Annotated in this window: 13 protein-coding genes; 8 read left to right on the top strand and 5 right to left on the bottom strand. The window is 68.4% G+C overall.

All coding sequences use genetic code 11. The features are described from left to right. From ABZV93_RS04245 to ABZV93_RS04230, 4 genes are all read left to right on the top strand, one after another. A partial coding sequence (locus ABZV93_RS04245; protein ID WP_354930117.1) for a GNAT family N-acetyltransferase occupies positions 1-358 on the top strand: 358 nt, incomplete at its 5' end. Positions 359-411: 53 nt separating this feature from the next. Next, positions 412-1,635, top strand: coding sequence for a GAF domain-containing SpoIIE family protein phosphatase (locus ABZV93_RS04240; protein WP_354930114.1), 1,224 nt, complete (start codon positions 412-414; stop codon positions 1,633-1,635). Positions 1,636-1,736: 101 nt separating this feature from the next. Continuing rightward, positions 1,737-2,093 (top strand): YciI family protein, encoded by a 357-nt coding sequence (locus ABZV93_RS04235; RefSeq protein ID WP_354930111.1) that lies wholly within the window; start codon positions 1,737-1,739, stop codon positions 2,091-2,093. A 4-nt stretch (positions 2,094-2,097) separates the two neighbouring features. Further along, complete coding sequence (locus ABZV93_RS04230) at positions 2,098-3,387, top strand: DUF6596 domain-containing protein (protein WP_354930108.1); 1,290 nt, start codon at positions 2,098-2,100, stop codon at positions 3,385-3,387. A 6-nt stretch (positions 3,388-3,393) separates the two neighbouring features. Here the strand turns inward: ABZV93_RS04230 and ABZV93_RS04225 are convergent, their stop codons facing one another. Continuing rightward, complete coding sequence (locus ABZV93_RS04225) at positions 3,394-3,960, bottom strand: dihydrofolate reductase family protein (protein WP_354930105.1); 567 nt, start codon at positions 3,958-3,960, stop codon at positions 3,394-3,396. A gap of 162 nt (positions 3,961-4,122) precedes the next feature. Between ABZV93_RS04225 and ABZV93_RS04220 the strand changes: the two genes are divergently transcribed. Then, a complete protein-coding gene (locus tag ABZV93_RS04220; RefSeq protein WP_354930102.1) occupies positions 4,123-5,172 on the top strand; it encodes an alpha/beta hydrolase family protein in 1,050 nt (349 codons plus the stop codon). 1 nt (position 5,173) lies between these two features. On the opposite strand, the gene ABZV93_RS04215 is transcribed toward ABZV93_RS04220, so the two are convergent. Both ABZV93_RS04215 and ABZV93_RS04210 read right to left on the bottom strand, forming a co-directional pair. Continuing rightward, the gene (locus ABZV93_RS04215; protein ID WP_354930100.1) at positions 5,174-5,614 is read right to left on the bottom strand and encodes a nuclear transport factor 2 family protein; all 441 of its coding nucleotides are present in this window, start codon (positions 5,612-5,614) and stop codon (positions 5,174-5,176) included. A 181-nt stretch (positions 5,615-5,795) separates the two neighbouring features. Continuing rightward, the gene (locus ABZV93_RS04210; protein ID WP_354930098.1) at positions 5,796-6,353 is read right to left on the bottom strand and encodes an SH3 domain-containing protein; all 558 of its coding nucleotides are present in this window, start codon (positions 6,351-6,353) and stop codon (positions 5,796-5,798) included. Positions 6,354-6,731: 378 nt separating this feature from the next. On the opposite strand from ABZV93_RS04210, the gene ABZV93_RS04205 reads away from it, so the two are divergent. Together ABZV93_RS04205 and ABZV93_RS04200 are read left to right on the top strand one after the other, a co-directional pair. Further along, complete coding sequence (locus ABZV93_RS04205) at positions 6,732-7,931, top strand: universal stress protein (RefSeq protein ID WP_354930095.1); 1,200 nt, start codon at positions 6,732-6,734, stop codon at positions 7,929-7,931. Positions 7,932-8,160: 229 nt separating this feature from the next. Then, a complete protein-coding gene (locus ABZV93_RS04200; protein WP_354930092.1) occupies positions 8,161-9,339 on the top strand; it encodes a glycosyltransferase family 4 protein in 1,179 nt (392 codons plus the stop codon). A gap of 72 nt (positions 9,340-9,411) precedes the next feature. On the opposite strand, the gene ABZV93_RS04195 is transcribed toward ABZV93_RS04200, so the two are convergent. Further along, on the bottom strand, positions 9,412-10,092 hold the full coding sequence (locus ABZV93_RS04195; RefSeq protein ID WP_354930089.1) for a methyltransferase domain-containing protein: 681 nt from the start codon (positions 10,090-10,092) through the stop codon (positions 9,412-9,414). Between the two features lie 271 nt (positions 10,093-10,363). On the opposite strand from ABZV93_RS04195, the gene ABZV93_RS04190 reads away from it, so the two are divergent. Further along, entirely contained in the window at positions 10,364-11,467 is a 1,104-nt protein-coding gene (locus ABZV93_RS04190) for a glycosyltransferase family 4 protein (protein WP_354930086.1), read from the top strand. On the opposite strand, the gene ABZV93_RS04185 is transcribed toward ABZV93_RS04190, so the two are convergent. Then, positions 11,422-12,258, bottom strand: coding sequence for a sulfotransferase (locus ABZV93_RS04185; RefSeq protein WP_354930083.1), 837 nt, complete (start codon positions 12,256-12,258; stop codon positions 11,422-11,424). The genes ABZV93_RS04190 and ABZV93_RS04185 overlap by 46 nt on opposite strands. Positions 12,259-12,270: the final 12 nt, after the last annotated feature.

The raw sequence follows: 12,270 nt of genomic DNA, 5'->3' as shown, positions 1-12,270 counted from the left end.
GTTCTTCGTGGAGACGCTCGGGGGCGAGCCCGCCGGGAGCATCACCGCGTGGTGGGAGCACGATCGTCACAACCCCGACGAACGCGGGCGTATCCACTGGGTCGTGGTGCACCCCGACCACCAGCGACGCGGCCTCACCAAGCCGATGATGACGCGGGCGATGCGGCGGCTCGCGGACAGTCATCCCAGCGCCGTGCTGGGGACGTCGACGGGGCGTACGTGGGCGCTCAAGGTCTACCTGGACTTCGGCTTTCATCCGGATCCGGACGAGCTGGCGAGCAAGCCCGAGGTCGCGGCGGGATGGCACGGCGTACAGGCCCGTTTGCGCCATCCACTGTTGGCAACGTTCCTCAGCTGACGTCGCTCAGCGCCCGCGCGCCTTTAACTCCCGGGGCGGCTAGTGTCCCGGGAGTGAGGTCGGAACTGACGGACCCGTTCGGCGACCACGGGACTCATGGTGTCGCCGCGGTCACAGACGAGGCCCTTGCCCAGCTCAGCGTCGACGACCTGTTGGACGAACTGCTCGAGCGCGTCCGCGAGCTGCTCAGGGTGGACACGGCGGCTGTCCTTCTGCTCGACCATTCGTCCCAGTCGCTGGTGGCGACGGCGGCGAAGGGGATCGAGGAGGAGGTACGTCAGGGCGTCCGCATCCCGATGCGCAGTGGATTCGCCGGCCGGATCGCGGCCGAACGCGAGCCGATCATCCTCGAGCACGTCGACAGCAGCAGCGTGTGGAACCCGCTGCTGTGGCGTAAGGGGATTCGCTCACTGCTGGGCGTGCCCATGGTGACCGGGGGCTCCGTCGTCGGCGTCCTGCATGTCGGAACGCTCACTCCCCGGCGGTTCACCCCGGAGGACGTGAGGCTGCTGCAGTTGGTGGCCGGCCGGGCGGCTCTGGCCACCCGGGCACGGCTCTCCGACGCCGACCGCGCCGCGGCCGTCACCCTGCAGCGGAGCCTGCTGCCCTACCAGCTGCCGACGCTGCCGGGGCTGGACGTCGCCGCTCGCTACGTGACCGGCGATGGAGAAGTCGGTGGCGACTGGTACGACGTCTTCCACCTTCCTTCCGGCGCCCTGTGCCTGGTGGTCGGCGACGTGATCGGACGCGGCCTGGACGCTGCCATGGTGATGGGCCGGCTACGCAACGACGTTCGTGCGTACAGTCTCGACACGGAGGATCCGGCCCTCCTCCTGGCCAAGCTGGACCGTAACGTCCACCATTTCGGGCCGGACACCCTGGCCACCGTCGTCTGCGCGGTCGTCGAACCGTCGCTGGACGTGATGTCGATCTCCGTGGCCGGGCATCTGCCGCCGATCATGGCCGGCGTGAACGCCCGGGCGTCCGTCCTGGACCTCCGAACGGACCTGGCCATCGGGGCCGCCCCGGACCAGGTACGTCACAGCAACCGGATCACCTTCGAGCCCGGCTCGGTCCTGTGCCTCTACACCGACGGACTGGTCGAACGCCGGGACGCCTCGATCGACGAGCGCATCGACCTGCTTCGGGAGACCGTCAGCGCCGCCAGCCCCGACCGGGCCGAGGCCGTCTGCGCCTGCGTCATGAACCAGCTGGTGGGCAGCGACCACGTACGCGACGACATCGCGCTGCTCTCGGTTCGCCGGCTCCCGCGCTGACCTACGCCGGGCAACCTAGTCTGGGGAACGCTGTCGATTCCGGTCCGGCCGTCCGACGTAGAGGCGTACGGACCAATCGACCAGCTGAACGGAGACCTCCCATGGCTCAGTACGCCATCCTGATCTACGCCGACGACTCGGCCCACAGCCCGGACGCCACTCCCGAGGAGCTCGCGGCGCACGACCGGCACGCCGAGGAGCTGATCAGCTCGGGTGCGATGATCGCCGCCGCCGCGCTGCAGCCGAGGGACACCGCGACCTCGGTCCGTGCCGACGCCATCACCGACGGTCCCTTCGTCGACGCCAAGGAAGTCATCGCCGGCTTCTGCGTGGTCGAGGCGCCCGACCTGGACGCCGCCCTGAAGATCGCCCGGAGCAACCCCGCCACCCAGCAGGGCGGCGGCGTCGAGGTACGGCCCGTCGCCGGGCTCTTCGTCAAGGACCAGCCCGGGGCATGACCGGATGACCGACCCGGCAGACGTCGAGGCGGCGGTCGTCGACGCGCACCGTCGCGGTTGGGCCCTGGTGCTCGCCGCGACGGTGCGGGTCGCACGTGACCTGGACCTGGCCGAGGAGTGCGTGCAGGAGGCGTACGCGGCGGCCCTTGAGACCTGGGCCCGCGACGGCGTCCCGGACAACCCTGCGGCCTGGCTCACCACCACGGCGAAGCGCCGCGCGATGGACGCGATCCGGCGGGAGCGGGTGTTCCGTACGAAGCTGCCGTTGCTGGTGGAGCCGGAGGAGACGGTGGACGAGGCGGCAATGGGCGCGGGGGCGATGGACGATCCGTTCGAGCCGGGGGACGCCCCCGAGGACGTCGTACCCGACGAGCGGCTGCGGCTGATCTTCATGTGCTGCCACCCGGCGCTGGCGCAGGACGCGCAGCTGGCGCTCACCCTGCGGCTGGTGTGCGGGGTGGCGACCGGGGACGTCGCTCGCGCGTTCCTGGTGTCGGAGCCGACGATGGCCGCCCGGCTGACCCGGGCGAAGAAGAAGATCTCCGCGGCTCGCATACCCTTCCGGGTGCCCGAGGCGGCCGAGTTGCCGGATCGGCTGCGCGCGGTGCTCGGGGTGATCCATCTGCTCTTCACCGCCGGCCACACCGCGCCGTCGGGTGGTTCGCTGCTGCGTGCCGACCTCGTGGACCAGGCGTTGCGGCTGACCCGGATGCTGCGAAACCTGATGCCCGACGAGCGGGAGGTGTGGGGCCTGCTCGCCCTGCTGCTGGTCACCGACGCCCGGCGCGCCACCCGGGTCGACGACCAGGGCCGGCTGCTGCGGTTGGAGGAGCAGGACCGGTCGCGGTGGGACCGGCCGGCGATGGCCGAGGCGCACGAGCTGATCGTGGACGGCCTGCGCGGTGGGCGACCGGGCCGGTATGTGCTGCAGGCCGCGATCGCCTCGCTGTATGCGGAGGCGCCGACCTACGACCAGACGGACTGGCCGCAGATCCTGACGCTGTACGACGAACTGCTGTCGGTGTGGCCGTCACCTGTGGTGGCGCTTAACCGCACCGTGGCACTGGCGATGGTCAGCGGACCCGAACAGGCATTGGCCGAAGTCGAGGGACTGGAAAAGGACGGCCGGCTGGCCGGCTATCAGTACCTGCCGGCGATCAAGGCGGACCTCCTCCAGCGGTTGGGCCGCGACGAGGAAGCCGAGGCGGCCCACCGGGAGGCGCTGGCGCTGACCAGGAACGAAACCGAACGGGAGTTCCTGGCCAGCCGCCTGGCCGATCCTCGCCGGCCGTAGCCTGAGCTAGGCGCCGGGTGGTCCGCTCAGGACCTTGGGGACGTACTCCAGCAACTGGATGCGGCCGTCGAAGGTCCGGCTGTCGGTCATCTCCAAAGCAACGTCGGGATAGCCGTCGTAGATGCGCTCGCGGCCGGTGGCGCCGGTGATGACGGGGAAGACGACCACCCGGAAGCGGTCCACGAGCCCGGCGCTCAGGAGCGCGCGGCACAGCGTGAGGCTGCCGATGGTACGCAGGGACTCCGAGCCCTTCTCCTTCATCTCCCGTACGGCCTTGATCGGGTCACCGGAGACGAGCCTCGAGTTCGGCCAGGCCAGTGGCTCGGTCAGGGTGGAGGAGAAGACGATCTTCGGCAGGCCCGCCAGGACGTCGGTGCCTTCCTCGCCGTCGGCGGCGAAGCCGGACATGACGCGGTAGGTCGTCGCCCCCATCAGGATCGTGTACTTCCCTTCGGGTGCCTCGCCCAACCAGGAGAGGTACTCGGGTCCTTCCAGTCCCCAGAAGCCCGGCCAGCCGTCACCGGCGGCGTAGCCGTCGAGTGAGGTGATGAAGTCGATCAGGAGTTCCGGCATCGTCGAATCCTTTCTCGGTAGCCCTTCGCAGGGAGGCCCTCGCAGGTGGCCCTTCACAGGTGGCCCTTCACGGGTGGCACAAGCCGGTCAGGGATTGCTCTTGTGCTCCGACCACGGCCCCGACCATCGTCGGACGAGGGACGACGGAGTGGGAGGCACGCCGTGGAAGGCCGAGCACAGGTGACGGAGGAGTCCGGCAGGCTGTGGCTTTCTCCGTCGGACAACCACCGGTACCTCGTTCAGCACACGATCCCGGCGCTGCGCTTCACCGGCGGCGACGCGGCGGCCTGGCAGGCACGGCTTCGGCCCAAGGTGCGCGAACTCCTGGGAATGCCGGAGCCGTCGGCGCTTCCCCTGCGGGTGCGCACGTTGTGGCGGAGCGAGCTGGAGCTGGGCACGGTGGAGAAGGTGGCCTTTGCCGCCGAGCCGCACGCTGACGTGGTGGCGTACTTCTGTGTGCCGTACGACCGTCCCGCGCCTTACCCGACAGTGATCTGCCTGCAGGGACACAGCACGGGGATGCACGTGTCGATCGCGCGGGAACGCGACGACGAGTCGGCACCGTTCGAGGTCGAGGGTGACCGTGACTTCGCGCTGGGCGCCATGCGGCACGGGTTCGCCGCCCTGTGCATCGAGCAGCGCAGCTTCGGCTACCGACGCGAGCAGGTCCAGTCGGCCGTCTCGCCGCACGGATGCCACGACGCCGCGATGCAGGCCCTGTTGCTGGGGCGCACGCTGGTGGGTGAGCGGGTGTTCGACGTGGACCGCGGCATCGACTATCTGGCCGAACGCGGGGACGTCGACCTGTCCTGCCTCGGGGTGATGGGGAACTCCGGCGGCGGCACGGCGACCATCTATGCCGCCGCGGTGCTGGACCGCGTCCGGTTCGCGATGCCCTCGTGCGCCCTCTGCACGTTCGCGGACTCGATCATGAGCATCTACCACTGCGCGGACAACTACGTTCCCGGCATCCTCCGCTGGGCCGAGGCGGCCGACGTCCTCGGACTGTTCGCGCCGAAGCCGCTCGTCGTGGTCGCCGGCCGCGACGACGCGATCTTCCCGTTGACCGGCGTACGCAGGGCGTTCGACGACCTACGGAAGATCTACGCCGCATCGGGTGCGGACCAGCAGTGCCGGCTGGTGATCGGCGACGGCGGTCACCGGTTCTACGAGAAGCAGGCGTGGCAGGCTCTGCTGGAAGTGCTCGGCTGAGTCAGGGCTCAAGGTCGGTCACACCCTTGCCGCTCGCGACGTCGAAGGGCACCGAAGCCTGGTCGTGGACGACCAACCACTCGCCGTCGGACTTCCGAAAACAGAACGTGCCCCGGACCCACATGCCGCTGGTCGCGGTGCCGTTGTTCAGCGCGCCGCTGAGGCGGCCGAAACAGTGCCCGAACGCGACGTCCCCGCCCACGGTGACGGCCAGGTCGCGCACCTCGTACGACACTTCGCCGAAGATCGTGAACACCTTCGCCCAGTTCTTCAGCTTCGCGTCGATCCCCACGTGCTGCAGGGGTGGCTCGACGTCGAAGGACACGACGTCGGTGGCGTAGATCCGTCTCAGGACATCGAGGTCCTTGGCTCGGATACCCTCGACGATCTGGTCGATCCGCTGCCTGATCCTGGCTTCGTCCTGCTCACGTTGCGTGGACATCGCGGTCGGTCCCTCCGCTCGGTGTGGCCGGTAGGCCTCGTCACCGGTACGACGACGCAGCCCGCCGGAACGTGAGATCCGCGACCGGCTTCCCGGCCGGACGTGGCGGGAAGGACCGGGCTTGGGGTGACCGCCGGTGGTGGCGGGGGTCAGGCCGCCACCACCGTGTTTCGATGGGTCGTCAGCAGTACGGCGGGGCCGTCCCGACGTTGGTCACGTACCGCGCGGCCACCCACGCGGCGGAGTCACCGGAGAGCTGGTACCAGCGAGGGTTGCCATCGACGGCCTGGCCGTCGACCTTGCAGACCAGTGCCAGGTCTCCCCCTGCCGGGACCGACGACACCACCGCGTTGGCGGTGTTCGGACCGCTGCGGACGTTCAGGGCCACCGTGGCCCGTCCTGCGTACTCGCTGCCGGTGCCGCAGAACCCGGGCGCGGAGCCGACATTGGAGACGTAGCGCGCGGTGATCCAGCGGCCGGTGCCGAGCTTGTACCAGTAGGAGTTGCCACCCACCGACGGCCCGAAGACCTTGCAGCGAAGGGTGATCGTCGTACCGGCGCCGATCGTGCCGACGTCGGAAGCGAACGTCGTCGGCGCACTGCGGACGTTGACGGTCGCCGTCGTCCTGCCCGTGTACGTCGTCGCGGCCTGAGCTCCCGGCGCAGCGGCCAGCAGGACGGTCGAGACGAGGGCCGTGGCGGCGACGGTGACGATGCCACGGACGCCGCGCCTTCCCATCCGCAGCTGTACCCCGCGCGGGCGGAGTGCAGCTGCGTACTCCCGAATGCGGAGGCCAACCCGCCCACCACGGCCGGTATCGCGCCCGTCGGGTGCGATACGGATGCGACTACTCACCATGAGCCTCTCTTTCTCGATGATTGCCGCACTTTGGCTGGGAAGACGTGCGAGAGGCGGTGACGGTTGTACGACTCCGCGAAAGAGGGATCCCTTTCATCAGGCGGTAGGGGGCGACGGCCTTGATGCGACCCACGGCGAACCGGCAGTGGCGAAGGTCCCGGACAGACCTGCCCGCTGGACCCTGATCCGCCGGATCGGCGTCGGGTGGCCTTGGAGGTGACTCACCCACCAGCCGGGCTCACGACAGGGCGGTGACGCGTGAACACGGGAAAGATCCTTGTCGGCCTCGATCGTTCGTCGACGAGCAGACATGCGCTGCAGTGGGCGGTCACGGAGGCGGACCGACTGGAGGTCGCGGTCGAGCCGATCTACGTCGAGGGCGAGAACGATGTCGACGCTCTGCTCTCCCTGTCCCAGGACGCAGCGCTGCTGGTGCTCGGGCGGCTCCCCGAAGCCGACGTACTCGACTCCTCGACGCTGAGTCGCTGTCTTCGTCTGTCGTCGTGCCCGGTCGCGGTCGTACCCGATGTTCCTTTGCCGGAGGAGGCGGGCACGGCCGCGGCCGGACCGCAAGCGTGGCTTGACAGTGTTGGTGCCCGGCCGGTACGGGAGGTGATGAGCGCCGAGGTGCTCGGGGTGGACTCCGCGACGGACGTGGACACCGCGTGGAGGATGATGCTCGGCGCCGGGTTCGCCCATCTGCCGGTGATGGAGCAGGGGCGATGTGTCGGCGTCGTACACGAGGCCGATCTCCTCTGGAGAATGTACGACTGGTCCCGTCGCGATCGGGCGGTGCTGGTGGCCGACGTGGCCCGGATGCCGGCGCCCACCGTGGCGAAGGATCTGACCGTCCGGGAGGCCGCGGAGGCGCTGCGCGGGAGCGTCGGCGATGTGGTCGTGGTCACCGACGAAGAAGAGGTCGTGGGAATGCTGACCGCGCACGACCTTCACGCGGCGCTGTTGCGGCAGCCGGTGCCCTCGGAGGGGCCGCTCGTCGTCGGCGTCGACGGATCCGCGGGCTCGCAGTACGCATTGACGTGGGGACTGCAGTACGCCGGACAGACGAACCGAGGCGTCCTGGCCACGTCGGTGAGCCTGCTCGCCCCACGGCCGGCGTTCCGCACGCTTCCGGCTCCGCGGGAGGAACTCGCGTCAGCCACCGGGGCACACAAGGAGGTGCTCGACACCGCCCTCGGCCAGGCGGAGCCGTCCGGAACCCCGGTACGTTCCACGGTCGTGTACGGGCGACCCGGACCCACGCTGTGTGCGCTGGCCGCCCACGCCGCCGGCCTGGCCATCGGCAGCCACGGCGCGGGTGCGTCCCCGGACTCCCTGCTCGGCTCCACCAGTGCGTACTGCGTTCGGAACGCGCGCTGCCCCGTCGTCGTGATCCCGCCCGCACTGACCTCGGGCTCGTCTGCGAAGCACGTCGCGGGCAGCGCCGCAGGGGATGGATGACGGCGGCGCTCGACACCATCGACGGCAGTCGTGCGAAACCAACCGCCGCTACCGTCGGTAGGTGTACGGTAACCCTCGGCGCGCCGGGATCCCTGTGAAGGAGAAGATCTGGTCCGGTGGTGAAGGTGCCACGCAACCCGAAGGACCGTCGTGTCCGCCAGGCCCTCCCGCAGCCGGCATGAGCCGGGCATCATCGGAGTGGCCACGCATCGGTGTTGTCACCGAGGCCATGGCGGAGCTGACTCGTCTCGCGTCCCACCTCGCGGCGCGGCGGCACCTTGCCTTCTACGGCACGGGATTCGTGCCCCCGGATCTCGTCCGCGCTCCGAGCCGAGTACGCGCCGTGCTGGGCCGGCGGAGCCTGCCACCGGGCGTCGAGCCACACGTGGCTCGCTCGTTCGCTCCTGTCCAGGAGGTCCTCGGGACGATCGCACCCGGCCGGCTGGGGCGAACCCGTCAGTGGTTCATGGATCGTCGATCCGGTGAACTGGGTCGACGAGCCGGCCGCGAGCTGGAACGAGTTCCAACGGACGCGCTGGTCATCTCGCACGGGGCGGCCCTCGAGGCCTTCCGGCACGACTGCTCGGCCCTGCGCGTGCTCAACATGCCAAGCGTTCATCCGCGATTCCGTACCGCGACGATCGAGGCGGAAATCGAGCGCTGTCCGAACCTGGCGCCGAGCATGGAGTCAGACCTTCCGCCGCATGGGCGGCTGGCCCGCTTCGACGAGGAGTTCGAACTGGCTGACCTCGTCCTGGTGCCGTCTCGATTTGCCGCGCACACTCTGGAGGAGTACGGGGTTCCGAGCGGAAAGATCGTCGTCGTGCCCTATGGGGCGCATCTCGCGGAGTACTCGAACGACCCGAAGGAGGTGTCCGCGAGACTCGAGATTCTCTACGTTGGCCGGATCACGCAGAGCAAGGGCCTCTCCTATCTCCTTGAGGCGCATGCGCGTCTGCGCACGGGAAGTGCCGGCCTTGCCGTGGTCGGTGGTACGGCGGCGCAGGCGCGACTCTTCTCGAGGTACGGTCGCGGGTGGGTTCACCGTGCGGCCGTGCCCCGCTCGCAGGTTTCCGGCTATTTCCGATCAGCCGACGTGTTCGTGTTGCCCAGCTTGTTCGAGGGCATGAGCCTGAGTGTGCTGGAGGCGATGGGGCACGGGCTGCCGGTGATCGTGACGCCTGCCTCGGGGGCGGCCGACCTGGTCGTCGACGGGGTCGAAGGGTTCGTGGTGCCTGAGCGCCGTCCGGACGTACTCGCCGACCGGCTTCGCCAACTGGCCGATGATCCCGTCAGGCGTTCGGACATGGGGCGCGCTGCCCGGCGGCGTGCCGAGGCTTTCACGTGGCAGGCCTACGCTGAGACCACGTTCGCAGCCATAGTGAAGGTACTGGCGTCCCACGCCTGAGGGTTCGCGCACGAAGTGCGGTGTCGCCTGGTGCTTCCGCAAGGGTGAACGCGGGAGGCGCCACCGCCGGCGCTACCTCGCCGGAACTGCCGCCGCCGCGTGTTGCCAAGCCGAAGAGTTGAGCGCCTCGACGTAGATACTTTCCGCTGCTCTCTCCGTCAGATCCAAGCTGCCGGGGCCGGGAATTCTGGTCTCCCCCGCCGGGACTACCTGGGCGTCGGCAAAGCCGCACTCCAGAAGAAGTCGGCAGAGCGAGCGGCCGTCGTACATCCACAGATGGTGCCGGTTGCCGGCCACCATGTAACGAAGTCTCTGCTGGAGTGTCCTCGGATTCGAGGAGGCCAGGACGGTCTGCTCCACAAAGGAGTCGGCATCACACCGGGACAGGTACTGCTGGACGATGAGGCCCAGGTCCGGAACCGCTATCCGAATGATTCCGTCAGCCTGCAGAACACGTCGGGCCTCTGTGAGGAACGCGCGCGCTTCCCAGGGCTCGAGGTGTTCGAGCATGTGTGATGTGTACAGTACCTCGACCGAGCCGTCGGGTAGCGGTATTCTGCGGGTCGCGTCGGCATACTCTATGTGAGCCTTCTTGCAGAATTCGACGAACTCGTTCTGGTGCTTGTCGGTGAGGCCGGTCGCCACGAGCAGGCGCGCCAGCAAAGGTACTTTGGCGAGCCGCAGGCTGAGGGAGTTGTCGAAGTTCTTCCAGCCGGGAGTGGGTGACGACCCACATCCTATGTTCACTCTCATTCTCGACCTCTGGCCTGTAGCGGCTTCTCATCGGCCGATCCACCTGCCGTCGCGATGCCGACCCATGGCAGACCGTAGTTGCACCCGTTCCCAAGTCCGGCATGTCGCAAACAGGGTGTTTCCGCAGTTCGTCACCTGGGTAAGCGTCCGCCCGCGATGGACCCGCGCACTTCGGTTCGGACTGCCCACATCGGCGCGGGAGAACGTGAGTCCGCCGTGGCTCCTTCAAGGCGCTCACCGCGACAGAGATCTCGGTGGGGAAGGGCTTTACATGCGAGTACTCGTCTTGTGGAACCAGCTGACCGGCTACATGAAGGCCACGCTCGAGTGCCTGGCAGAGCAGCCCGAGGTGGAGCTGCACGTCGTGGCGTTTCCATCCGCTGCCGACGCGCCCTTCAGTGCTTCGGAGGCCCGTCCCGGGAAAGCCAGCTACTACACGTTCACCGACGATCTCGATGTGGGTGCGATCCGCGACGACATCGATCCGGACGCGTTGATCGTGTGCGGCTGGTCCACGTCCGCCTACCGGCGGCTCGCCAGAAGATCACGTGCGCTGCGGATTCTCTACATGGACAACCAGTGGCTGGGGACGGCCAAACAACGCGCCGGCATCATCGTCAGCCGGTGGTACTTGGGGCCGGCCTACGACGTCGCCCTCGTGCCGGGTGAACGGCAGGCGCACTTCGCGCGGCTGCTGGGTTTCCGCGAAGACGACATCTGGCGTGGGGGCCTTTCCGGTGACTACCACGCTTTTGCCGCGCGTCCAGGACAGGTCTCAGCTTCACGTCGGGAATTCCTCTACGTTGGTCGCCTCCATGACTACAAAGGTGTGGGGGTGCTCGCGGAGGCGTTCCGCAGATACTCCTCCCTCGTACCCGATCCCTGGGATCTCACCGTTTGCGGTACGGGACCCATGCAGAAGGTCTTCGAGCAGCTGCCGGGAGTGCGCCACCTCGGTTTCGTCCAGCCGTCGAACCTGCCGGACATAGTCCAGGGCTCAGGTGCATTCGTCATGCCCAGTACGTTCGAGCCCTGGGGTGTGGTCATCCATGAAGCCTGCGCGGCGGGCCTGCCGGTCATCTGCACACCAGCGTGTGGTGCCGCAGCCGCTCTGGTCGAGGACCACTGGAACGGCTACCTGATCGAGCCGGGCTCTGCCCAGAGCCTGTGCGAGGCGATGCTCAGGATGCACTGTCTGCCGGACGGCGAACGTCGGCGCATGGGTGACAACAGCGCATTGCTGGCACGAAGGTTCACCCCCGACCGGTGGGCAGCGACGCTTGTGAGCCGGATCGACCGACGCCTGCCCGGAGGGTCCGCCGCGTCTCCTCACAGATCGGCACGACGCGTCGGGAGGGGTTCCTCCATCGCGTAGATGTCGACTCCGAAATCGCGGAGCATGCTGCTCATGTCTCGTCTCTCCGGCGCCGGGATCCGGTGGTCGCGCTTCTTGTGACCGTACTCGGGACTCGCCATCTGGCTCGGCCTGTCCAGGCTCCGGACGGCACGGCCGAGATCGAAGTGGGGGTACGCCGCGGCTGCGGTCGCCAGTGCCCGCTCGGGTTCGGTCACGAGTTCTTCGTAGTACACGGTGGTTCTCAGCGTCTCGTGGGCCAGTTCACGAGTTGCGAGGGCGTTGTCGGCGATCCACAACAAGGTCAACCATCGACTGTGCGGGCTGGAGCGGGGAGCCACGTCGTCGGCATCCACGCCCAGTGCTGCCGCAGCGGGTGGAACGACATGCGCCCATGGCCACGAACCCCAGTCGGCCTTCAGCATGGACGAAACCACGGCCGCAGGGTGCCGCACCATGTATCGCACTGCGACGTCGGGAAACTGATTCTCGACCCAGCCGAGCATCCGGGCGGCACGCACCTCCTTGACCACCAGGCGTTTGGTCTGCCGCAGACCACGAAAAGAGGTCTGCGCGGTGGTCCATTTCGACAGGTGCCGGCCCTCGAACACTCCACTCATCAGGGCACGCATGGCCGGGGCGTCCTCAGTGGGCGAGATCCTTGGATACCCGTGCACTGGGAGGATGGGATTGGCGACAGGCGACATCCTGGGGTGCAGCGGTTCGAAGATGGGTTGTGCACCCAGTCCCGCGATCAACGCTTCCATCAGGGCAGTCGTGCCGCTGCGTCCCGACCCGACCAGGAAGAGCACGTCGGACAACGC

It is taken from the genome of Actinopolymorpha sp. NPDC004070, from assembly GCF_040610475.1.
Lineage (GTDB): Bacteria > Actinomycetota > Actinomycetes > Propionibacteriales > Actinopolymorphaceae > Actinopolymorpha.
This window is presented reverse-complemented; position numbering and strand designations above follow the sequence as displayed.

Coding starts and splice junctions, on each gene's coding strand:
- ABZV93_RS04235 (WP_354930111.1), top strand. CDS start 1,737: ATGGCTCAGTACGCCATCCTGATCTACGCCGACGACTCGGCCCACAGC.
- ABZV93_RS04230 (WP_354930108.1), top strand. CDS start 2,098: ATGACCGACCCGGCAGACGTCGAGGCGGCGGTCGTCGACGCGCACCGT.
- ABZV93_RS04225 (WP_354930105.1), bottom strand. CDS start 3,960: ATGCCGGAACTCCTGATCGACTTCATCACCTCACTCGACGGCTACGCC.
- ABZV93_RS04215 (WP_354930100.1), bottom strand. CDS start 5,614: ATGTCCACGCAACGTGAGCAGGACGAAGCCAGGATCAGGCAGCGGATC.
- ABZV93_RS04210 (WP_354930098.1), bottom strand. CDS start 6,353: ATGGGAAGGCGCGGCGTCCGTGGCATCGTCACCGTCGCCGCCACGGCC.
- ABZV93_RS04200 (WP_354930092.1), top strand. CDS start 8,161: ATGGCGGAGCTGACTCGTCTCGCGTCCCACCTCGCGGCGCGGCGGCAC.
- ABZV93_RS04195 (WP_354930089.1), bottom strand. CDS start 10,092: ATGAGAGTGAACATAGGATGTGGGTCGTCACCCACTCCCGGCTGGAAG.
- ABZV93_RS04190 (WP_354930086.1), top strand. CDS start 10,364: ATGCGAGTACTCGTCTTGTGGAACCAGCTGACCGGCTACATGAAGGCC.